This is a genomic window from Bacteroides sp. 3_1_23 (genome assembly GCF_000162555.1).
In the GTDB taxonomy this organism is placed as follows: Bacteria; Bacteroidota; Bacteroidia; order Bacteroidales; family Bacteroidaceae; genus Bacteroides; species Bacteroides ovatus.
This window is the reverse complement of sequence record NZ_GG774949.1, coordinates 2,396,196-2,421,644: the sequence shown is the minus strand read 5'-3', so window position 1 is coordinate 2,421,644 and position 25,449 is coordinate 2,396,196. Positions and strand designations below refer to the sequence as shown.

Genomic DNA, 25,449 nt, shown 5'->3' with positions numbered 1-25,449 from the left:
AAATCTCTATCTTCGTATTTAATAGGTATCAAACCTAAAAAAAGAAAATTGAAGTATGAGACGAATTTTACTTGGACTATGTTTTCTATCCTTTCTGAACAGCGCATCCGGACAAGAGATTCCTTTGCCGGAAAAGATGCCGCAGACACATCCGCGGGTACTGACTACTCCGGCGGGAAAGCAGGAAACATGGAAGCTGATTAAAAAAGAAGAATGGGCGAAAGATGTTTTCAATAAATTGAAGGAACGGACGGAAGTATATACGAACCTGACGGATGCTCAACCGGCGTGGTTGCTGTCTCGTTTGGCAATGTACTGGAAGTCTCATGCCACGGAAGTATATGTGAAAGGTGAAACGTTCGACCATGCAGGTGGTGAAAGAGCTCCTTATCCCACTGTGCGCTACACGGGAACCCGTGGCACAGCTGCTACCCACGGCCGTCCCAAATTGGCGGATGTCGTTCCTTATGATGATGAGGATGGGAATGTCACTTTCTGCAATAATGCACTTCCCGACCGTCCTATGGAGAGTGTACACCCATCCAAAACAGGCCGGAATATTGAAAGCCTGAACTGCGAAATCCTGGGAATTGCCCGTGATGCCGCTTTCCTTTATTGGATGACGGATGAAGAGAAATTCGCTAAACTTGCCGCAGGGGTCTTTGATATATATATGACGGGTATTTATTATAGAAACGTGCCCATCGACCTGAATCACGGCCATCAGCAAACATTGGTAGGATTGACTTCTTTCGAAGTCATCCATGAAGACGCACTCCATATCGCTGTACCTTTATACGATTTTCTATATAATTATCTAAAGGCCAATTACCCGGATAAAATGGAAATCTACGCCGGGGCTTTTAAGAAATGGGCGGATAATATCATTGCGAACGGTGTACCTCATAACAACTGGAATTTGCTACAGGCACGGTTTGTTATGAATGTCGGATTGGTATTGGAAGACAATAAAGAATATGCCGACGGAAAAGGACGTGAATATTATATCGACTATGTGATGAACCGTTCCAGCATCCGCCAGTGGAGTCTGACGCGATTGGCGGATTATGGTTTCGATATAAATACGGGAATTTGGGCAGAATGTCCGGGATATAGCAGTGTGGTAATCAATGATTATGCCAATTTCGTGAATCAGTTTGATACGAATCTGCAATATGATTTGGTGAAAGCAATGCCTGTATTGTCGAAAGCGGTAGCAACCACTCCCCAATATCTGTTTCCCAACCGTATGATTTGTGGCTTTGGAGATACGCATCCGGGATATTTGAGTACGAACTTCTTTATCCGTATGATACAGAATGCACAGGCGAACGGGAAGAAAGAACAGGAAAACTATTTCACGGCTTTATTGAAATGCCTGAACCCGGATTTGGGAAATGATAAAACAGAAAAGAAGAATGTGCGTGTATCTGTCAATTCTTTCTTTGAAGATAAACCGCTGACGCTAAATCCCAAAGTGCAGCCGGGAAAGATAGAAGATTATGTTTCTCCTTTGTTTTATGCTCCCAATGTGTCATGGCTGGTACAGCGTAACGGTATGCATCCGCGCAACAGTTTGATGATTTCGTTGAATGGCAGTGAAGGGAATCACATGCACGCTAACGGCATTTCGATGGAACTTTACGGAAAAGGATACGTATTGGGTCCGGATGCAGGTATCGGGCTTTTCCTGTATAGCGGACTGGATTATGCGGAATATTATTCTCAATTCCCCAGTCATAATACAGTTTGTGTGGATGGAATATCGAGCTATCCGGTGATGAAAAGTAACCATTCTTTTGATTTGCTTTCCTGTTTCCCGGCATCAGCGGAACCGGGCAAAGCATTTACGTCCGTTACTTACAGTAACCTTTATTTTCGTGAACCGGAAAGCAGGGCGGATCAGACCCGTATGATGAGTATTGTCACTACTGGGGCGGAGACGGGGTATTATGTCGATGTATTCCGCAGCCGGAAAGAGAAAGGAGGCGATAAGATGCACGATTATTTTTATCACAACCTTGGGCAGACTTTGACATTGACGACAGCAGATGGCAGCGACCTGAATCTCCAGCCTACGGAAGAACTCGCCTTTGCAGGCGCACATCTTTACGCTTATTCCTATTTATATGATAAGAAAGTGGCTGCGACCAATAAGGATGTCAAGGCAACTTTCACCATAGATATGAAAGATAAGGACGGCGATGATATATACATGAATCTTTGGATGAAAGGCGAACCGGATCGTGAAGTCTTTACGGCTTTGGCGCCAATGACCGAAGGGCTAAGCCGTACACCGAATATGCCCTATAATATAAAGGAGCAGCCGACGCTGACATTTGTTGCCCGTCAGCATGGAGAAGCTTGGAATCGTCCTTTTGTCTCGATATATGAACCGAGTACGAAAAAGGAACCGTCTGCTATTCAGTCTGTTTCTTATTTTGATGCAGAAGGAGCAGGTTTGGAAGACTTTGCCGGTATCTGTGTGAAAAGCAAAAACGGACGTATAGATCATATCTTCTCTCTATCTGATGCTGCACAAACCGCTACTTATCAAGGAATGAAAGTGAAAGCGGATTATGCTGTTATCAGCAATGAATATGCAGGAAACCGGACGTTGTTTTTAGGGAATGGAACCCAATTGGTTGCACCCGGGGTAATGATTCAGACCGACAATGCCGCTAATGTATTGCTCGAAAAGAAAGAAGGGAAATGGTATATTATTTCTTCTGCTCCCTGTACGGTTGTTATCGGCGATAAGAAGATAAAATCCGATGCTGCGTCGGAGCCTATGTTGTTGCGTATCTGATGTTTCATTGGTAATAAAGAAAAATTGTATATCTTATCCGTAGTATGGTATATTATGGCCTAAGATGGAAATTGTTGCAATAAAAAACAAAAAAAGCGTGTTTAAACGTTTTTAATACTATATTTTTTCTAATTTTGTGGCTTTCTGTCCAAGTAGTATATAAAATGGACAGTAAGCCCTTTTTTTGTGGGTAAATATTTAGTGGGAAATATTTAGTGGGAAATAAATGATGGTATATGTGATGAGAAATGGTCGCAGGGTAATAGCTGCGTTATCATTTCTGTTATTATGTTGTGGTGTACATGTGCACGCACAACGGGTGGCTGTAAAGACAAATGCATTGGGTTGGCTGACCGCCAGTCCGAATGTAGAAGCAGAATTTGTATTGGGTAGTCATGTCTCCTTGAACATGGGGATTGCTGCGAACCCAATCAGTACAGACAACTTTAAAACGACTTTCACGCATTTTCAGCCTGAAGTTCGTTACTGGCTAAATCGTCCGATGGTGAGTCATTTTCTTGGAATCACCGCTTTCGTGAATAATTTTGATATGATGGTAAAAGATGTGCATCACAAAGGCGATGCATACGCCGCTGGTTTGACCTATGGATACGCATGGGTGCTGGGCGATCATTGGAACATCGAAGCAACTGCCGGAGTGGGTGTGTTGCGCTACCGTCAGTTTAAGTATGATAAGGGTACTCCGAAACCGGGTGCGGTCAACGATAGTAAGACCACCATTGCACCTGTCAAACTGGGGGTATCCTTTGTTTATATTATTCGATAACGAACATTAGCTAGTCAGAAAAGAGAATGAAAATCAATTTGAAACGTGATAGATTAACAGGTATACTTCTCGTGGCGATGATGTTCGTCGGTATGAATGTATCCGCCCAACGGATCCGCGTGCAGGGGCATATCACAAACCCGCAGGGAAAAAGTGTTCCGAATGTAAATGTGTTGAATCCGGTCAATGACGAACGTATAGAAATGTCCGACGAGGATGGTCGTTACAGTGTCTTGGTTGAGAAAAACGGCTCGTTGAAGTTTACATGTGTCGGTTATGAAGACAAAACAGTGAAGGTGGCAGGAAAGCAGATTCTGAATGTAGTATTGAAAGATGCCGTCATCGAACTGGACGAAGTTACGATTACTTCCAAAGTGAAGGACAAAGTGATTCCGGAACCTACGGACATCGAAATCAAAGGTAATTATTTTCATCTGAAAACCCGTGTCCCGGTGCCTAAGGAGATGTTTAACTCACATCGCCGCTTGGTATTGCAGCCTTCCATTTATGATGTGACACTGAAAAAGCGTCTGTTGATGCGTCCTGTTGTATTCGACGGGGATACTTATAATACAACGCAAAATCGAATGTACGATTATGATATGGATAAAGATCCTTTGCACGATTACATCCGTGTGAAAACTACTTCTTCACGCAAGGGGGATATTATTGCTTACCATGATTCTATCTATATAGAATATCTGCAACATGACTACCGTGCAGATGTGCATCTGGCGATGGAAAATTACCGGAATATCATTTATCGTGACTCTTTCTCCATTGCACGCGGAACGGTCAACCCGCTTCGCTTCTTGGAGTATAAATTCTCCGCTTTCAGCCTGACGGACGAGAAATATCTTCCGAAACCCGTGATGCAGTTGCGGGATACGAAAGGTGAGGTAAACTTAACCTTCCTGGTAGGTAAAGCCGACCTAGATGATAAGAATCCACAGAATCAGGTGGAACTGAACCGGTTGAATCAGGAATTACGTGCTATTGAGACGAACCCGGATGCCTCTTTGAAGAGTTTTCATATTACGGGGGTGGCTTCGCCGGACGGTTCTTACGCGACGAATCTTCGTCTGGCAAAATTGCGTACGGATAAAGCCCTGGAACGTATACTGGCACAACTGGACCCGGAAACACGTAAACTGTTGGAGGTGAAATCGGATGCATCGGTTGCCTCCTGGAAGGAGGTAGCTGAATTGCTGAAAAAAAACTCCAAGCCGGAACTGGCTAAAGAAGTAGAGGACTTAATCAAACAATATGCAGCTACTCCTTACCGGTTGAATGGGGTCTTGAAATCGAAACCTTTCTACAAGGAACTTGCGGCTACTTATCTGCCTAAATTGAGAAAGGTGCAATATACGTATGGTTATTCAATCTTCCGTTCTTTGACGGACGACGAGATTAGAGAACTTTACAGAAAGAATCCGAAGGAACTGACCCGTTTCGAATATTACCGTATGATTACGACAGCAAAAACTCCCGACGAAAGAGAAAAGTATTGCAGGGAAGCTCTTGAACTTTATGATAACTTTACGTATGCAGCCAATGAACTGGCAGTGGCAACGATACAGAAAGATACTCCGGATTCACGTATTCTCGAACCGTTTGTCAGTAAATCGGCACCGGTGGAGTTATTGTCCAATCAGGCTATTGCCTTGTTGCACGAAGGGAAATATACAAAAGCAGATTCAGTCTTGACCTTGGTTCCCGAAGAAGCGGTTTCTGAAGATTTGCAGGCCATTGTTCAGGCATTGGCCGGTTATTATAATGATGCTTTCGAAAAGGTGGCGGCTACCAGCCCTTTCAATGAGGTGGTGATGCTGCTGGCAATGAAGAAGAATCAGGAAGCATGGGATAAGATTTCTACCATAGATGTAGAGACCGCCCGCGAATATTATATAAAAGCGATTGCCGCCAACCGCCTGGAGAAAATAGGTGATGCGATTATGAGCATTGAGAAGGCCCTTGAACTTGATCCTTCCTTATTGGAAGTAGCGAAGGTGGACGGTGATATTATTGACTTGCTGCCGGAAGAGCAGAAAATTAAATAATGATATATACAACAAGAGTAAACGATGAATATCTTCAGAATCAACAATAAATATGTAGCAGTGGCAATCTTCCTGATGCTTGCTGTTACCTTACAGGCACAGGATTATGGTGCATTGCAATATATGTTACAGAAACGGCCTGCAAATGAAAAGTTCGAGAGCAATAAATTCAATGAACATCTCTTTTTCTCTGCCGGAATAGGGCCATACAGCTTGTTAACAAGTGGAGATAGTCAGGATGGAATGGGAATGACCGCCCATCTCTTTATGGGAAAGTGGATAACTCCGGTTCATGGACTTCGGATAGGGGTGAATTTAGGTTATCTGCCGTCGAGTATCTACGATTCTAAAATAAAAATGGGTGGCGGCAGCCTGGACTATCTGTTGAATATGTCCTCCCTGGCATACGGATACAATGCAAACCGTTGTTTTGAGTTAGTAGGGATTGCAGGTATAGAAGCCGGTTATTCTAAGGTGGGCGACAATAGCGATCGTTCCGAAAAGTATCCGGATTTGAAAGGCGGCGGTCAGCTTTATTACGGCGCTCATCTCGGTTTACAGGGAAATGTACGTCTTTCTTCTACATTGGATTTGTTTGTAGAACCGCGGATCGGATGGTATAATGACGGTTTTGCGTATACGGAAAGTTGGAGAAACTATAAAATGGCTGGTTCGGTTCTGGTAGGTCTGACCTATATGCCTGCTGCTCCGATGGGAACTAAGATTCATTTCGATGATTTCGATAAAAGTTCCTTCCTGAATCATATGTTTATCTCTTTATCCGGTGGTATCAGTACACTGAAAGTTCCGGGAATCAAGAATACGATTAAAGGATTAGGTCCCCAGTTCTCTGCCGGAATCGGTAAATGGTTCAGTCCTTCTTCCGGTCTGCGTTTGTCCGGGACGGTTGGACTTTCAGACACCCCTTCGGGCAGTGCAAGCGGCTACTTTAAACATGTCGATCTGCATGCGGACTATCTGTTGAATATCAATAATGTTCTTTGGGGATATGATGAAGACAGAATATTTAGTCTGATCGGTATTGCCGGAGTTAACTTGGCAGGTACGAAAGGAGTGGATAAAACCGCCAAGTATGCTCCGGGAATAGGAGTCGGTGTGCAAGGAAGTTTCCGTATCAACCGTTCTGTGGATTTATTTATAGAACCTCGCTTCAATGTGTATAATAAGAAATATGCAGGAGGTTGCGGAGTAGGTGGCAATACGGATCAGCTCGGAGAGTTGAATTTTGGTTTGACTTATCATACGATTGACCGTGCGGCACGTCCGAAGAACGGATTCTCAAGCAATCACATCGCAGACAATCTGTTTATGACTTCGGGAATCGGTGTGCAAATGTTCCTGAATAAGACGAATCTTGAAAACCTTGGTTCTTTAGGTCCGCAGGCTTCTGTCTCTATCGGTAAGTGGTTGAGCCCTTATTCCGGTTTGCGCCTGGTGGGTACGGGTGGATTCTTTACGAACTATGTAGTTCCGGGAAGTGTTAAAGCGGGCAAACTTAGACATGCCAGCGTCAGTGGTGGTCTTGATTACTTGTGGAACATAACGTCTACCATGAGTGGATATAATCCCGATCGTATCTTTGATTTAATAGGTTCGGTAGGTGTCAACCTTGCTTATACTTCCAAATCAGACCATAAGTTCCAACCGGGTATTAATGCAGGCATACAGGGATTATGGCATGTGAATGATTTTCTCGGTTTGTACATTGAACCGCAGATTCGCTTGTATGGAGATAAGTTCATTGAAGGTAATCTGGGCTTTATGCAGAAAGACGTAATGGTAGGAGTCAATGCAGGTTTCCACTATCGCTTTGTTCCTTATTCAAAAGCAGCCAATCGTAGCGTGTTTGGTCAGGATGACAAGCGTTACTTCATCTCCGGTGCACTTGGATTGGGTAGCTTGCTCGTAGCCAACAAAGATTTGGTGAAGAATGCAGGTGTAGAAGCAAAAGGAAGCATAGGTAAATGGTACACTCCGTTATCTGCATGGCGGGTAAATGGAACAATTATGTACAAGGCCAAAACGTCGTCGAAGATGAATCTTCATTATGCCGGTTTGGGTATGGATTATATGATGAGTCTGGCCACATTGGCAAAAGGATACAGCCCCGATCATGTGATAGATGTTGTTCCTTTTGTGGGAGTTACGGCCGGACTGGTACGCCGTTACGGTAAGTTCCGAGCAGTGCCGGGACTGGATGCCGGTGTGCAGGTAAAGCTGAAAGTGGCTTCTTCTTTGTATCTGTATGCCGAACCTAAAGTCGGTATCCGTACCGATACATACGATGGCTCCGAACAAGGAAGACCTGACCGCGTAGCTTCCATGGTAGGTGGATTATTGTACAGATTCAAGATGCCTACTTTCCAATAAGAAGAAAAATAAGAAATCGAATAAAAAGGGTTGCGCAATACCGGATTAGTGATTGTGCAACCCTTTTTGTATTCCATTTCCAAGAAATTACGGTTACATAAACGTTACATTAATATTACTTCCATTTCTACCTGATAATGAATAAAATGAATCTTTAGAATTCATTTTCTCCCTTGCTATTCTCCTCTACTTTTGCTCCAGAAATTAAAACGAAAACGTATGAAAACGATTACTGAAGCAATATCGAAACTAAGTTCAAACAGAAGATTAGCCGATTTCCTCTTTATTCTATGGGCAGGTGGAGCAGCCCTTCTTTCTTACTCACTGGTTTATACATTGCGCAAACCTTTCACAGCTGCTACTTTTGACGGGATAGAAGCATTCGGCTTTGATTATAAAGTACTGGTTACTATCATTCAGATAGCAGGTTATCTGATAGCCAAGTTTATAGGTATCAAGTTGATTTCCGAATTGAAGAGAGAGAATCGCCTGAAGTTTATACTCGTTTCCATTGCCGTAGCGGAATTGTCATTGGTTGCGTTCGGAGCACTTCCCACTCCTTATAATATGTTTGCCATGTTCTTCAATGGATTGTCATTGGGCTGTATGTGGGGAGTTATTTTCAGTTTTATCGAAGGTCGCCGCACTACGGATATTTTGGCCAGTCTTTTAGGAATCAGTATTGTTATCAGTTCGGGAACGGCAAAATCCATCGGATTGTTCGTTATGAATACATTGAACGTCAGCGAATTTTGGATGCCGGCACTTATCGGTGCTTTTGCACTTCCTTTATTGGCTCTTTTGGGATATAGCTTAACCCGTTTGCCACAACCTACGGCACAAGATATAGAACAAAAGAGTAGTCGTGTAACTCTGAATGGCAAGCAACGGAAAGAACTGTTCATCGACTTTATGCCATTTCTTGTATTATTGTTTGTAGCTAACCTAATGTTGGTAGTGCTTAGAGATATTAAGGAAGATTTCCTGGTGAAGATTATTGATATGAACGGACAGTCCTCATGGATGTTTGCGCAGGTAGATACAGTCGTTACATTAATAATTCTGGCGTTATTCGGAGCGATGGTCTTTGTGAAAAGTAACATAAAAGTTTTGGTTGCCCTGCTGGGATTGGTCGTACTTGGGACAGCCACCATGAGTTTTATATCTTTCAATTACGATTCTCTGCAATTGGATGCAATCACCTGGCTGTTTGTCCAAAGTCTCTGTCTGTATATTGCCTACCTCTGTTTTCAAAGCATTTTTTTCGACCGCTTCATCGCTTGTTTCAAGATAAAAGGAAATGTCGGTTTCTTCATTGTGACCATTGATTTTATCGGATATACGGGAACTGTACTTGTCTTGATGTTCAAAGAATTTGCCCATGCAGACATAAACTGGTTGGAATTTTATAATATATTATCCGGTTACGTAGGACTGATCTGTACGGTTGCTTTCACCTGCTCCATGATTTACCTGATACAGCGCTATAAAAAAGAGAAACAGCTGAAGAAAGCGAAAGAAGCCGAAATGAGCAACGGGATAAAATTTACGGGAGAAGGTATGGAGCCAACTACTTTTTCACAAATTTGATAAAAGGTGGACGATGAAAATAATAGGACTATATTTGAAATTCTCCTTCCTTCTATCTCTAATACTAACGACTTCCCGGATAACGGCACAGAATCTGCCCGATGGCATACAATATAAAATCACCGGGCGTCTATTAATGGATGGAGGAGTGTATCTGAAGAATCCGAATAACTTTGGCAACGGCACGGAATTTAATGACCTTCGCATCGGTGTAAAAGCTACCTATCAGAACTGGGGAATGAAACTGGAAATGGGATATGCCGGAAACAAAGTAGCCATCAAAGATGCTTTTGCCACCTATTCCTATAAGAATAGTTCCATTCAGATAGGACAATTCTATGAGCCATTCAGTCTCGATATGATTTGTAGTACATTTGATCTTCGCTTCAACCAATCTCCGGGAGCTGTGCTGGCATTGACAAATAGCCGACGTATGGGAGTAGCCTATTCCTATCGTACCCAATATTACTATCTGTGTGGCGGATTCTTTACCGATAATGATTTGAGCAACCTGAAAAACGCATCGCAAGGATATGCCATTGACGGACGTTTGGTTTACCGTCCACTTTATGAGCAAGCGAAACTGATACATATAGGATTAGCAGCTATCCATCGTACACCGGACGGCACGCTTCCCGAAGATGAGAACAGGAATACGTTTACTTATAAATCTCCGGGCGTGAGCACGATTGATAATCGTACATTAATACAAGCAGATGTAGATCATGCAGCATCCCAATTTAAAATAGGAACCGAACTGCTAATTTACTATCATAAATTCTTTCTTCAGGGTGAATACATCCGCGCCCATGTAAAACGGGAAAAGGGTTTTGAGAACTATACGGCACAAGGAGCTTATCTGCAATGTTCCTGGCTATTGTTGGGACAGAATTATCTGTATGACGAAGAAGTAGCCTGTCCCGGAAGACCGGAAGGAAAAGCACTTGAACTATGTGCCCGTTTCAATTATCTCTCTCTGAATGATGCCGGAATAAAAGGCGGAACACAGAAAGACCTCTCCTTCGGATTGAATTACTATATCAATAAACACATTGCTGTCAAATTGAATTATAGCTACTTCATCCCCGGCTCGCATATCAAAGAGATCGAAAGCACAAACTTTAGTGTAGTACAGGGACGTTTTCAATTCATATTCTAGTACTTGGCAGTTCCGTTCGAATAAAGCTATAATAAAGGAATAGGAAGGTGTATTGTATACTAGTTTTACTAAATGTTTTAAAGATATATCGAGAGCACTGCCGACTCAATATGCAGAACCGTATGTAAAAAGTAAAAAATAAGAAGACAGAAAAAACTGGAATGTTCTAGGTAAATCTCCTTTATTGTTCGTAATAGACAATAAAGGAGATTTTTTGCATTGGTTATTTTTTCTATAGTTTCTGTTACCAGTTTGCCAACCTGGGTGGAATAGAAAGTATAGTTTTAGAAAGAACTTCAATAAACAGAATAATTAAAATATAACATAGTTTAGTGATATGAATATAGTAGGAGTTTTATCAGGTAAAAGAAAATGTTTGTTAGCAATAGCTATTGCATTTTCGACATTCGGGAATGCCCAATTAGTAACCTATCCGGAAGGATTGAACACTGGTATGCCACATAATGATGATTATACAGTCAAAGTACGTGAAGCAGGCGGTGAATGGAAAGATGTATTCGAATATGAAGTCCAAGTAGATATGGATCGGGTACAATCTGCTTCAATGGTACAGTTTGATATAGGCAGTCCCGTAGAAGTGATGGTGAAAAAGAACAATGGCACCATTCAGGATGTGAAAATCCGTCCGTTAGCAATAGGTATACAACATACGGTAAACCACAATGCTATCTTTTTTACACTCACTAGACCTCAATGCCTGTCGATTGAGTTTAACGGTGATCGTTTGCATAATCTTCATTTGTTTGCTAATCCTTTGGAAACAGAAACTTATACTGAAGGCAGTGACAAGGTAATGTATTTCGGACCGGGTGTCCATCGTCCGAAAGATTTGCCGAATACACAGATACAGATTCCTTCCAATACTACTGTTTATTTAGCTCCCGGAGCTGTTGTAAAAGCTAAATTAGTGATTGACAAAGCTGAAAATGTACGCATTGTCGGGCGTGGTATTCTCGACCATCCGATCCGTGGAATAGAAGTTACTCATTCTAAAAATATATGGATTGACGGTATTACAGTTATAAATCCAGATCACTATACAGTATTTGGTGGTGAGTCTACAGGGTTGACCATCAATAATTTAAAGTCTTTTAGTTGTAAAGGATGGAGTGATGGCATAGATCTGATGTGTTGCAGTGACGTATTAATAGACAATGTTTTTATGCGGAACAGTGATGATTGTATTGCCATCTATGCCCATCGCTGGAACTATTACGGAGGAAGTCGTAACGTGACTTTACAGAATTCAATCCTTTGGGCGGATATTGCTCATCCGATCAACATTGGAGGACACGGTAACCCGGACGATAAGGTTGGAGAGATTCTTGAGAATATAACTGTCCGTAATGTCGATATTCTGGAACATGATGAAGATGATCTTCTTTATCAGGGCTGTATGGCAGTGGATTGCGGTGATAAAAACTTGGTACGCAAGGTATTATTTGAGGATATCCGTGTAGAGAATATCCAGGAGGGAAGATTGTTTCATATTAATGTTCGTTTCAATTCAAAGTATGATAAGCAACCCGGCCGGGGAATTGAAGATATTATTTTTCGGAATATCATTTATAATGGAGTAGGGGAGAATCCATCTCTATTGAAAGGGGTTGATAAAGAACGTTCCGTCAAGAATATCATCTTCGATAATGTGATTATCAACGGCATGAAGATGAAAAATATAGATGATTTTATCACGAATGAATACATAAAGAATATCACAGTCAAATAGCATAATCTGGTATATGAAGTATGAATGGAAAAATCTCTTTGTATTAGGTGCAAACTTCTTTTCTTCTAATATCAAACTTTCTTTAGGTTAAACATAAACTATAAATGCAAGTTTCATTTATATAATTAGAACTTGCAATTATATAAATGAAACTTTCGTTTTTATAATCAAAGCTTGCAATTATAGATTTCTATTAGATAAGAGTAACTTTAGTATTAGAAGGAAAGAACTTTGCAATAGGAAGATAATAACTTATCTATTAATAGATGAGAGCAAAGCTGCACTGGAATCAGAATTAAGGAGTCTGAAAGAGAACCATGAGTATAAATACAAGAGTTTTATTCCCGGGTTTATGCTAATCAAAGTAAATGTTTCATTCACTTTGAACTCCTTTCTATTACTAAATACTATCTTTGCTTATCACTTGTATAAAAAACGAATCGCACTATGATTAACAAAATTATATGGATTATTGGGATTGTATGGATTGGGAATATTCAAAATGGAGTGCAAGCGCAACGACGTAACTTTATCCATCCCGGAATCACCTATACCCAAGGTGATTTAGACCGGATGAAAGCTATGGTCAAGGCGAAACATGAGCCTTATTATTCTACTTTTCTGAAATTAAAGGAATCTCCCTATTCTTCACTCAATACGCAAGTTATCAATCGGGGAAAACAAATCAGAGAAGGACGTTTTAATGCTACTATCGGAGTAGATGGCAGGCGGGCACATGACTTAGCTTTGCTTTGGCATCTGACGGGCAATGAGGCTTATGCTCGTAAAGCGGTCGAATATCTGAATGCTAATTCTTATTATACCAATACAAGTAGTCGTGGAACAGGACCATTAGATAACGGAAAGATTTACCTTTTAATTGATGCCGCCGAATTAATGCGTGATTATTCCGGTTGGAAAGTAGAAGACCAGCAACGTTTTAAAAATATGTTGGTCTATCCTGGATATAGCAATACGGAAGATTTCTCTTCCAAATATGCAAATTACTGGGATGATTCAAAGAACGGAGTTACATTCTATTGGAATATTTTTAATTTCGATGCCGCAAGGTTTGGTAATCAAGGACTTTTCGCTGCTCGTGGAATGATGGCAATGGGGATTTACTTAGATAACGAAGTAATGTATGACCGTGCTTACCGTTATTTATTGGGAATGAAGCATCGACCGGATGATTTACCTTATCCTTCAGGACCACCGGTCACTAGCAAAGAACCCATTAAGAAATCACCAGCCATGCTTGATTATAAATTGGAAGGAAGAGAAAACAAGATTTCAGATTATGGATACGATGAACAGCTACAGTATTATATCTATCCAAACGGTCAATGTCAGGAGTCGAGTCGCGACCAGGGACATGTATTGGCAGGTATCCACAATTATGTAGCTATCGCAGAAATGGCGTGGAATCAGGGAGATTCTTTGTATAATTGTCTCAATAACCGTTTGCTTCTTGGTTTGGAATGGAACTATCGTTATAACCTCTCTAAAGTTCAGACCTATGAAAAGCAAAAAGAGCCTTGGGAACCGACAAGTTATAGTAAGAATTCAAATGAAGTTACCTTTGAGAACGGAAAATTTCTCCAGATAAAAAGCCGTAGTGGACGTTGGGAATCCGTAGCCGTATCTCCTCACGGACGTGGAGACGTAGCAGGTAGTGGCGGAACTCGTGAAATGGCATTGGCGCATTATGCAGTACGTGCTGGATTGCCGGAGAACAACTATACCTGGTTGAAACGTTACCGTGATTATATGATAGAACATCACGGTTGCGAAAACTGGGGGATAGCACCCAACTGGTTTTATGAATGGACTGGCTGGGGAACATTGACCAAGCGATTGACTCCCTGGATGGCAGGCGATCCCGTTTCTTTCTCTACGGGAAAGCGTGTATCAGGAATTCATTTGCTACCTTGTGAAATATCGGCTGCCGATTACGATTATTATTGTCTTGCGGAAGATCCCGAAGGGCATACCTATCACAATGTAGGAAAGAAACGTGGCAACGAATACAGACCTGACGGAGCAGTAGAGCTACGAAAAGAAGAAGATAACTACGTCGTTACCCAAATAGAAGATGGAGAATGGATGAATTATACTGTAAGTATTCCTACCAATGGAGATTATACCGTTTATCTTGTTTATCAATCAAAAGGAAATTCTTTATTGTCCGTAGCTTCTGATTCGGAAGTAAAGACAGAACCCATGCAATTACCCAGCTCCGTACAATGGACGGAAAGAGAAATAGGTAAACTCACTCTTCCCGCAGGAGCTTGTGTACTTCGTTTACAGATAGAGCAAGCCGGAGATAAACTCGAAATTCAGAAAATAATAGTAAAGTAGGATAAGGGGATTTGATTCTTCGTTCGTACTTAATAATAGTACTACAAAAAAAGATGGCCATGAAAATTCGAATATGTTTGTTAATCATACTAATGGGATTATTGTATCCGGGTTATATTAGCTCGCAAGAATCCCCTTATGTATTCCGCCAGATTGGAGTTGTCGAAGGATTACCGGATAACTATGTAAAAAGCGTTTTCCCCATTCCCGACGGACGTATCGGTGTGCGAAGTACTGTGTTATTAAGCCTGTATGATGGTGCGAACTATTCAAATTTCCCTTTCAATATTCATGGCGAATATTCGATAGCATATAACCATATTATTCCCGAACAATATATTGATGCCGACAAACGTTTGTGGATGAAAGAACGCAAGAGCCTGCGTGTCTTCGATTTGACTACCGAACAGTATATCTATAACGTAGATTCTTTATTTCAACAATTCGGCTTAAAGGATAAAGTGGCGGACCTGATTATTGATTCAGAGAAACATTGTTGGTTTCTGACGCCGGGTTCCTCTGTCTATATGTACGATGCAGAGACAAAGTCAATCGAACAGGTTTGCAGGAATGATGAGTTTATGGAATACTATGGAGGATTACTCGGAGTAGAAAGTCATGGAAAATACAGTTGGATGGTTCATCAGAAAGGGGCTATCCGTTGCTACGATTTAGAAAAGAAACGTTTCGTGCATCAACTTGATTTCCTGAAAGACCAACTGAAACCGGATGACCGTGTGGTTTTGAAGATACTCGATAATGGTGACTTTTGGTTGATGTGGGATCGTGGAGTAGGCTATTATGATGTCTATAATAAAAAATGGAACCAAATTTCAGGTATCCAACTCGGACACTATTCATGGTTTACTTCTATGGATGTGGATAAAGGTGGAAATGCATGGGTAGGAACCGTTATTGATGGATTCTATATCATTGATATGCACAATTTCTCTGTAACCCGGACACTGGATATTCCTTTATTATCAGGTAATACAGTACGAAACGGTATTCAAAGCATCTATTGCGACCGGGAAAATAATTCCGTTTGGATAGGACTTTATAATCAGGGAATGTGTTATTATCATCCCAGCATGAATAAAATAGTGCTGTACAATAAGAAGATGATAAATGGCGACTGGAAAGGAGAGGAAATCCGCTGTATGCTCGAAACATCTAAAGGAGAAATTCTGATGGGTACTACGCAGGGTGTCTATCGCTATGAACCGGAGACTAAAAGCATGAACAGATTCTATCATGAATTCAGTCAGAAGAATTGCCGTGTACTTTATGAGGACAGCAAGAAGCGTGTTTGGGTCGGAACATACCACGATGGGCTCTACTGCATAGATCATGGAAAGGTACAATCTTACGATTATCCCGATACGGATTATCAGAATGAATTGGATTTCAGTAATATCCGTGTCATGGTCGAAGATTCTTCCGGTCGATTGTGGGTAAGTATATATGGTGGTGTAGGATTATTCAATCCTGAAAACGGGCAAATAAACTTATTGTCCGAACAGTTTCCCGAACTCAAAAAATATAAAGTAGCGAATGCATTGGCCATAGATAATCAATCCCGGTTGGTCGTAGGCAGTGATAACGGACTCTACATTTACGATCCTGCAACGAATAAAATATGGATACCGGAGGAAGACGGCCAGGCTAATTCTATTTTCAATCAGGGAAGTATCAAGTATAATCAGATACTCAAAGACCATGAGGGAACTTTATGGTTTGCTACACAATATGGCTTGAGCGTTTTGACTTACAATGGGCAAAGCTACACATTAGGGAAAGAAGAAGGTCTGTCTAAAGCTATCCTGAACGTAGTGGAAGATAAGAACCATGATATATGGATTTCGACAGTCACTTCTATTTATAAGATAAAAGTAGACAGAAGAGCAGATAAATACAGTTTTCATGTAATCAGCTGTCTGTCGGAAGATGAAATCCGTCAGGATGATTTATATAGTTTCCCTTCGTTAATGACCAGGGACAATCAGCTTTTCCTGGGGCTGATGAACGGCTTTATTGCTTTCTCACCAGAAAACATGATAGATAATCAGTGCCTCAATCGTCCTCTGTTTACTTCATTCCGCTTGTTTAATGTTCCGGTTGTTTCGGGCGAAGCATATAACGGACGTGTCTTATTTGATAAAGCATTAAGTTATTCGGACGAAGTACAATTAAAATATGATGAGAACTATATCACACTTGAGTTTTCTGGTCTGAACTTCCCTAATCCTTCTCAAACCTCTTTCCGTTACCAACTGGAAGGATTTGACAAAGAATGGACGGAAACCCTTTTTGAGAATGGACAAGGACGTGTTGTCTATAATAATCTCCCTTCGGGCGAATACATCTTCCGTGTGTCCGCTGCCGGAAACGACCGGATATGGGGACCGGAGTCTGCATTCAAAATTGTAATTCATCCCCCATTCTGGGATACACTGGCCGCTCGTATTTTCTATGCAATTTTAGTTATTCTCTTAATCTTCGGGCTGATCTACGTAATAAACCGCCGCAACCGGCAGAAGATGATTCGTATGCAAGAAGAGGAAGCGTTGAAGCAGAAAGAAGAACTGGATCAGATGAAATTCCGCTTCTTCACAAATATAAGCCATGAACTCCGCACTCCGCTGACATTGATTATCACGCCATTAGACATGGTGATACGTCGATTGACAGACGATGCGATGAAAAAGCAACTGAATACCATCTATAAGAATGCTCAAAACCTATTGTCATTGGTGAATCAGCTACTCGATTTCCGCAAACTGGAAATGAAAGGAGAGAGGTTGCATCTGATGAACGGCGATATGGAGGAATTTATTGTTTCTGCCTATAACAACTTCATGCCAATGGCAGTAGAGAAGCACCTTAACTTTGTGAACCAATCTGAACATAGAGCGCTTTATATGTTCTTCGACCGGGATAAGGTACATAAGATTGTGAATAATCTCTTGTCCAACGCCTTCAAATATACACCGCAGGGAGGCACAGTGAACTTACAGCTCGCGACAGAAGAGATAGAAGAAAGAAACTACGTGAGAATATCCGTATCTGATACTGGAATCGGAATATCCGAATCAGACCTTCCTTATATCTTTGACCGTTTCTATCAGGTAGGAAATGAAGGGGACGAAAAAATAGGCAGTGGCATCGGACTTCATTTGGTAAGGGAATATGTAAATATACATGGTGGCCGTATTAAAGTGGACAGTCAGATAGATCGTGGATCAGTATTCACCGTTTGGTTGCCGATGGACCTGAAACCGGAACCGAACGAACTGCCGGAAGAAATCATCGGAACGGAAGCATCAGATGTTAAAGAGAAAGAAACCACTACATCTACAGTTGATGATAACCTGAAGAAACTGTTGTTAGTGGAGGACAATCAGGAGTTCCGTACTTTCCTGAAAGAACAGTTGGAAGATTTCTATCAGATCATTGAAGCGGCAGACGGTGAGGAAGGAGAGCGAAAAGCAATAGAGGAAAATCCAAACCTGATTATCAGCGACATTATGATGCCGAAAGTTGACGGTATCGAACTTTGCCGTCGGATTAAGACGAACGTGCAGACTTCCCATATACCTGTGATATTGTTGACGGCCCGCACTGCCGATGATATCAAGATTAACAGCTATGAGGTAGGAGCAGACTCTTATATGTCAAAACCTTTCAACTTTGATATGCTCATGGTACGCATCGAAAAGCTGATAGAGCAACAGGAAAAGAGAAAACAGGAATTCCGTAAAAACATAGAAGTAAATCCGAGCGCTATCACTATTACTTCAGTAGACGAACAACTCATACAGAAGTGTCTGGAATACATAGAGAAGAACATGGATAATCCTGAATATGGTGTAGAAGAGTTGAGTGGTGATTTGGGTATGGTGCGTATGAGTCTTTACCGTAAGTTACAATCCATCACCGGACACACACCGACGGACTTTATTCGCAGCATCCGTTTGAAACGGGCGGCACAGTTATTACAAGGAAGTCAGTTGCCGATTGTTGAAATAGCGAACCGGGTAGGATTCAGTTCACCCAGCTATTTCTCGAAGTGTTTTAGAGAAATGTTCGGGATGCTTCCCAAGCAATATGCCGAGGAATCGGGAAGAAAAGAATGACATTGTGTTTGTGTTTGTAGTTTAATTATTACATTTGCGCTCAATAAGTGAGATAATTTTAAGTTCTTGTTCACATTGGGGCAGAAGAAGTTTTATTTTATAATATATGTTGATATGAAAGTATTAGTTTTAATTTCATTGGTAGGAGGTTTGATGTTATCCTCTTGCGGAGGTAGCAGTTCAAAAAATAATGCAAATGTTAAGGAGGTAAATCCTGCAGATACCATCTATTTGGGAGACTTACGTGAAAAATTTGCAAATGATAGTGTTTTCTTTAAAATAGTGGCACCGGATTTGATGTTGATGGATTATCAGTATCTTTGGGCAGTAACAGAATCGGAAGCAGTAGAGAAAGGACTGACAAAAGAATACTATAAACGTGTGAAGAAAGAAATCACCGATACGAATGAAGCGATCAAAAGAGGTGTGATGAAAGGTGCGAACGTAAAACGTATACCGGATTTCCAGGCATCACAGGAAAATAAATAATGAATCCTTCCGGATGAAAGCTTTCATCCATGCAAATATAAGAACAGGGGAGTCGTCAAATGTAACGACATCCCCTTTTTTATTGGTGTGACGGTTAGATTTATCCCGATGAAATGGGAAGTTTTTGCAAAAATACACGCTTGTTACGATAGTTTTGTTATCTGTTACTTTTGTGATATTTGAATTTGAAACTTGTTCCTACTTTTGTATCATCGTTAAACGGATAAATTTAATGCCATGAATAAACAGCAAGCTACATTTGACGACTTCTTCTCTGAATGCTATCTTAAATATAAGGAGTATATCAAGAACTATATCGCTATCCGCATTTGCCATCCGCATGAAGCGGAAGATTTGGCACAGGATGTCTTTGTCCGCTTATGGGAACACAGGGCATTCGTGAACAAAGATACAGTCTGGTCTTTGCTTTTTACCATCGCTCGCAATATAGTAACCGATAAAATCCGTCGTTATTATAAACAGGAAGATTTCGTCGCCTACATATATAATAGGATGGAAGACACCAGTCGGAATACCACAGAAGATACCATTCATTTTCGTGAACTAAAGAAGATGCATGACCAGGTTATGGAAGCTCTTCCTGTCAAACGCCGTCAGATTTATGAACTTAGTTTCAATCATGAACTCTCTTGTCCTGCCATTGCAGGAAAGCTGTCCTTATCTCCCCGTACAGTAGAATGTCAACTATTACTGGCTCGTAAAACGGTTCGCACCTATTTGAAAAATGAATTCTCCAAAGTCGGTTAAATACCAGATTCGGAAAAACACATATTAACTTTAACAATTTAATAGTATTATGGAAATTAAATCCAAATTCTTATGTTCAAAAGGAGTCGCATTGGCTTTCGCCATGCTGCTGGGTGGTTCGCCCGGTGTATTGCTCTATGCAAATGATTCTGTAGAAGAGAGTTTGATGGTAGTCCAGACGGGCCGCACCATCAAAGGACTTGTGACAGATGCGAATGGTGAACCACTAATTGGTTGTAATGTAGTGGTCGTAGGAAGTAATGCAGGAGTAATTACCGATATTGACGGTCGGTTTACGCTGAATATTCCTGCTGATGCCAAACAGATAAAAGTTAGCTATATCGGATATGTAGATCAGATTATTAACCTTCATGACCGCTCTGATTTTAAAGTGGTATTAAAGGAAGATAATAATGCACTGGACGAGGTTGTTGTAGTGGGTTATGGCACGCAGAAAAAAGCGACGTTGACAGGGGCGGTAGAACAAATTGGTAGCCAGGTATTGGAAAGTCGTGCCATTACCAATGTCGGTGCTGCTCTGCAAGGAGCCACTCCGGGTTTGGTAGTCACTCGTTCTTCCTCACGTCCGGGTAATGAAGGTTTAAATTTTCAGATTCGTGGTCTGACATCTGTCAATGGAGGTAGTCCGTTGATTATTGTAGATGGGGTACCTGTATTGAATTCAGAGTCATTCCAAAATCTAAACTCAGATGATATTGAGAATATTAGTGTTTTGAAAGACGGTTCAGCTTCCATTTATGGGGCGAAAGCAGCTAATGGCGTTATCTTGGTAACTACCAAAAAAGGTAAAGGCAAGACAACGGTTGATTATGGCTTCAATATGCGTTTTACTACCAATGGTATTATGGCTTTCTCTCCCAGTATGCAGGAATATGCTTCCATGTGGCTGGAAGCCAATAAAGAAATGCCGGAACATGACTGGTGGGGCTGGGGAGAAGAAAACCTGAAGAAGATGGCTCAAGGCATTGAAGGTATTTATGAGTCGACTGTAGCCGATTGGGGTACGATGTTCGTTGGTAATGCCAATCGCCTGGATGAATTGTTTGCCCGCCGTTATTCTTACCAGCATAACTTGAGTGTAGCAGGTTCTACGGATAAATCCGATTACCGCATTTCATTAGCTTATGCTGATAACCAGGCTAATCTGGCTACAGCCTATGACGGACAGAAACAGTTGAACTTGCGCTTGAACTACGGAATCAAATTGACTGATTGGTTCAAACTGGAGACTTCAGCCAGTATGATTAAAACAAATACCGAAACACCCACACATGGTATCGACCGTACACTTTACGGAAACGATGCTCCGTTTTTCCCGGCAAAAAATCCCTATGGACAATGGTACGCTAACTTCGGTAATGTAGGTGATCGCAATGCGGCAGCAGCTACAACGGATGGTGGACGTGACGAGAGAGAGAAGTTGACTACTCGTGTCGATTTTAAAGCATTGGTGGATATTTGGAAAGGAATCACTTTCGAGGGTACTGCTTCATTTCAAAATGAGGAATATCGCAGAGAACGCTATTCGCTTCCGGTACAGTGTTACAATTGGTTCGGCGAGCAGACGGCGAAGTTAGTATATGAAACAACACAAACCCTTAGTACTCCGCAAGATGTGCTGAATTTTAAAGATTCCCATCAGCCGGGATATTTGGTACAGGCAAATAATGCCCGGTATCAGTACTATTCAGGGTTATTGAAATATAAGCGTACATTTGCCGAAGTACATAATATAGATGCTATGTTCGGCATCAATGCCGAGAAATGGGTGACTAAGAAAGTTGTTACCGCCCGTGAGAAGTTTGAGGATGCCGGAATTTACGATTTGAATTTGGCTACGGGTACACAGGGTAACGGTGGAGGAAAGACTCATAATGGTACCTATTCATATATTGCCCGTTTGAATTATAACTATGCGGAAAAATATATGGTTGAATTGATGGGGCGTCGTGACGGAAATTCCAAGTTTGCTCCCGGTTATCGTTTCAAAAGCTTTGGTTCTGTCTCTTTGGGATGGGCATTCTCGGAAGAACAATTTGTAGAATTTTTAAAACCTGTTCTTTCTTTTGGTAAGTTGCGTTTAAGTTACGGTAGTTCGGGTAATGATGTCGGGCTGGGTGATTACGATTATGTGTCTACTGTCTCTCTTGGAACAGCCGGTTTTGGAACTATACCTGCCAATCAGGTATCTTCAGGTTTTGGCGGTTTAATTTCTTATGACCGTACTTGGGAGAAAGTTTCACAGAAAAACTTTGGTATCGATCTTAACTTTTTCGATAATCGTTTGAAAGCTACATTCGATTATTTTATAAAAGATAATACCGGTATGTTGGTAAATGTCACATATCCGGGTGTATTAGGAGGTAAAGCTCCTAAAACGAATAGTGGTCATTTGAATGTAAAAGGTTGGGAATTCACTATTGGATGGCGCGATCAGATTAAAGACTTTTCTTACTATGCCAACTTTAATATTGGTGATACAAAGAGTCTGTTGAAAGAGATGGAAGGAGCAGATTCTTATGGGGCTGGTTGGAATGCAGCCGTGAATGGGTATCCGTTGAATTCGTACTTCCTTTATCGCACAGATGGTTACTTTAAAGATCAGGCAGAAGTAGACCGCTATTATGCACTCTATGGAGAGGGTAAAGAAGATTTGACTGGTGTAGGAGCAGGAAGTGCAAGCCGGTTGCGTCCAGGTGATACCAAACGTTTGGATTTGAATGGTGATTATAAGATTTCCGGTGCAGGGAATGAGAATAGCGATTTGCAATATCTCGGTGACTCCAATCCACATTTTGTTTTCGGTTTCACACTGGGAGGATCATGGAAAGGTATTGATGTGAACGCAATGTTCCAAGGTGTCGGCAAGCAGTATGTTATCCGTAATGACTGGATGGCTTATCCTTTTCAAACACGTACTGCCAATCAGAACCCGACATATTTGGGAAAGACATGGACAGAGAGCAATCCGAATGCTGAATTCCCTCGCTTGACTACCAATGCGAATCTCGCACGCTGGAATTATCAGAATAACGACTTTATGATGCAGAATAACCGCTATATCCGTTTGAAAACATTAATAGTCGGCTACACATTGCCGCAGATATGGACGCGCAAGGTGAAACTGGAAAAAGTACGTGTTTACTTCTCTGGTAATGATTTATGGGAAGCTACTAGTATTCGAGACGGTTTCGACCCGGAAATGGGAGCAGCCTCCAACAACAGTGGATACCCGTTTGCACGTACTTGGTCGTTCGGTCTGAACATCACTTTATAGTAGCTATGGAAAATTAAATACAGAATAGAAGATATGAAAAAGATAACGAACTATATATTAATTTGCACCTGCGCATTGGGATTTTCTTCATGTGTGAATACGTTCCTTGACTTGGAACCACTGGATGCCAAGACAGATGTGATTTATTTCAAAACTCCGGAGCATTTCCGTGAATATGCTAACGGGCTTTACGGGCAATTATTGGGATGGCAGTCTTCCTATGGAAGTATATTCGATCACATGGATGCGGCATCCGATCTTTCTACTTGTTTCAGATATTCGTATGGTGTGGGGACCGGTGTGATGGGAGTTCCTAATGACGATAGCCGTTGGGGTAATTGCTATGGTAATATTCGTGCCACTAATCACATGTTTGAAAGAGCAGTTTCTTCCTATACAGGTAATTTAGCGGATATTAAAAAAGAATTAGCCGAAGGTCATTTTTTCCGTGCCTATAACTATTTTTACTTATTGAAGTTTTTTGGTGGAGTGCCTGTCGTTACGAAAGTTCTCGACGTGACTTCACCGGAGTTATATGGAAAACGTAACAGCCGTTATGAGGTTGTCAACTTGATTCTCTCCGATTTGGATGAGGCTATTGCAGGGTTGCCGTTGGAACAGAATATAACCTCTGCCGACAAAGGTAAAATCAGCAAACAGGCTGCACAGGCATTTAAGGCTCGCGTGTTACTTTATGAAGCTACCTGGCGTAAGTACAATGGCACTTCTACTGATTTTGAAGGTTCTGCCGGTCCGGCTTCCGATCAGGTAAATGCTTTTCTGGAAGAATCCGTTCAATTATCCGAAACAGTGATGGGAGATGCTGCTTATTCCCTTTGGAATTATAACAATGTTGCAGCTATGAGAAATATGAGCAATCGTTACCTGTTTAATATTGAAGAAGAAGCCAGTAATCCTGCCGGTGCCGGAAGAGCGACGAACAAGGAATTTATCATCGCTTCTGTATATAGTCAGGAAACGCGTAAAGGACAGGTAGATTTGAATCAGGTGATTTATACGGATATGCGTCCCAGCCGGAAATTGATTGATATGTTTTTATGCACTGACGGGCTTCCGGTCAGCATGTCTGATAAGTTCCAGGGATATAAAAATCCGGGGGACGAATTTCAGAATCGGGATTTCCGTTTGACTTCTTATATAGGTTCATATGCTACGAGCCTGACTGTTGAGAACTGTGGGTATGGTGTTTCCAAGTTTGCTATTACCGATATTCAACGCCAAAGTAAAGATGAATCGGCCAATTATCCGGTACTTCGGTTGGCAGAAGTATACTTGAACTATGCCGAAGCTGTGATGGAACGCTATGGTGAAATATCAGATGACCAGTTGAATAAGTCGATAAATAAAATCCGTGCCCGTGCGGGAATTGCTAACCTAACAAATGCATTGGCAAAGCGAATTCAGGAAGGAGTGCCGGCAAATGCGAGTAAGACAGTCAATCAGGTAATGTTGGATGAGATCCGCCGTGAACGTGCTTTGGAACTCTATATGGAAGGTTTCCGTTGTGACGATCTGAAACGTTGGGGTATTGCGGAGAAGAATCTGAATGAGTCTCGTTGCGGTGCGGTAGTAGGTAATGCCAGCTATCCGACGGCATTTATAGACGAAAACGGGAATGCTACCAGTGCTTTCAATCCGGCTATCTTTACGAAGGGGACGGAAGAAGTGGAAACAGGTAAAGGCAAATTACCTTGTGTAGTGCTCCTCAAATCATCCGACTGCGCATTTACTAAGGGAGATTATTTGTGGGCGATTCCAAGAAATCAAATCAACCTGAATTCAAATCTGGTACAAAATCCAGGATATTAATCATTCAATCGTTTAACGTAT

The 25,449-nt window shown here is 41.5% G+C and carries 13 protein-coding genes; all 13 read left to right on the top strand.

The annotated features are described in order from the left end of the window. The first annotated feature begins 55 nt into the window (after nt 1–55). The 13 genes from HMPREF9010_RS14820 (at nt 56) to HMPREF9010_RS14880 (ending at nt 25,428) form a co-directional block, all read left to right on the top strand. Complete coding sequence (locus HMPREF9010_RS14820; RefSeq protein ID WP_008648460.1) at nt 56–2,809, top strand: heparinase II/III family protein; 2,754 nt, start codon at nt 56–58, stop codon at nt 2,807–2,809. Nucleotides 2,810–3,050: 241 nt separating this feature from the next. Continuing rightward, nucleotides 3,051–3,596, top strand: coding sequence for a DUF3575 domain-containing protein (locus HMPREF9010_RS14825; protein ID WP_004305849.1), 546 nt, complete (start codon nt 3,051–3,053; stop codon nt 3,594–3,596). 26 nt (nt 3,597–3,622) lie between these two features. Then, on the top strand, nt 3,623–5,656 hold the full coding sequence (locus tag HMPREF9010_RS14830; protein WP_008648459.1) for a tetratricopeptide repeat protein: 2,034 nt from the start codon (nt 3,623–3,625) through the stop codon (nt 5,654–5,656). 24 nt (nt 5,657–5,680) lie between these two features. After that, nucleotides 5,681–8,047: a hypothetical protein gene (locus HMPREF9010_RS14835; RefSeq protein WP_008648458.1), complete on the top strand. Its 2,367-nt coding sequence runs from the start codon at nt 5,681–5,683 to the stop codon at nt 8,045–8,047. A 219-nt stretch (nt 8,048–8,266) separates the two neighbouring features. After that, the gene (locus HMPREF9010_RS14840; RefSeq protein WP_004319656.1) at nt 8,267–9,637 is read left to right on the top strand and encodes a DUF5690 family protein; all 1,371 of its coding nucleotides are present in this window, start codon (nt 8,267–8,269) and stop codon (nt 9,635–9,637) included. Between the two features lie 13 nt (nt 9,638–9,650). Then, on the top strand, nt 9,651–10,796 hold the full coding sequence (locus HMPREF9010_RS14845) for an OprO/OprP family phosphate-selective porin (RefSeq protein ID WP_004302334.1): 1,146 nt from the start codon (nt 9,651–9,653) through the stop codon (nt 10,794–10,796). A gap of 337 nt (nt 10,797–11,133) precedes the next feature. Then, nucleotides 11,134–12,546, top strand: a complete 1,413-nt coding sequence (locus HMPREF9010_RS14850; RefSeq protein ID WP_008648457.1) for a glycosyl hydrolase family 28 protein — start codon at nt 11,134–11,136, stop codon at nt 12,544–12,546. 447 nt (nt 12,547–12,993) lie between these two features. Continuing rightward, a complete protein-coding gene (locus HMPREF9010_RS14855; RefSeq protein WP_008648455.1) occupies nt 12,994–14,907 on the top strand; it encodes an alginate lyase family protein in 1,914 nt (637 codons plus the stop codon). Between the two features lie 59 nt (nt 14,908–14,966). Beyond that, the gene (locus tag HMPREF9010_RS14860; RefSeq protein WP_032852638.1) at nt 14,967–19,043 is read left to right on the top strand and encodes a hybrid sensor histidine kinase/response regulator transcription factor; all 4,077 of its coding nucleotides are present in this window, start codon (nt 14,967–14,969) and stop codon (nt 19,041–19,043) included. A 114-nt stretch (nt 19,044–19,157) separates the two neighbouring features. Further along, nucleotides 19,158–19,532, top strand: a complete 375-nt coding sequence (locus HMPREF9010_RS14865; RefSeq protein WP_004305864.1) for a hypothetical protein — start codon at nt 19,158–19,160, stop codon at nt 19,530–19,532. Nucleotides 19,533–19,769: 237 nt separating this feature from the next. Next, nucleotides 19,770–20,300, top strand: coding sequence for a sigma-70 family RNA polymerase sigma factor (locus tag HMPREF9010_RS14870; RefSeq protein ID WP_004302348.1), 531 nt, complete (start codon nt 19,770–19,772; stop codon nt 20,298–20,300). A 49-nt stretch (nt 20,301–20,349) separates the two neighbouring features. Further along, complete coding sequence (locus tag HMPREF9010_RS14875; RefSeq protein WP_008648447.1) at nt 20,350–23,598, top strand: SusC/RagA family TonB-linked outer membrane protein; 3,249 nt, start codon at nt 20,350–20,352, stop codon at nt 23,596–23,598. Between the two features lie 33 nt (nt 23,599–23,631). Beyond that, nucleotides 23,632–25,428 carry a RagB/SusD family nutrient uptake outer membrane protein gene (locus tag HMPREF9010_RS14880; RefSeq protein WP_004305870.1) on the top strand — a complete coding sequence of 599 codons (1,797 nt, stop codon included), beginning with the start codon at nt 23,632–23,634 and terminating at the stop codon, nt 25,426–25,428. The last annotated feature ends 21 nt before the right edge of the window (nt 25,429–25,449 follow it).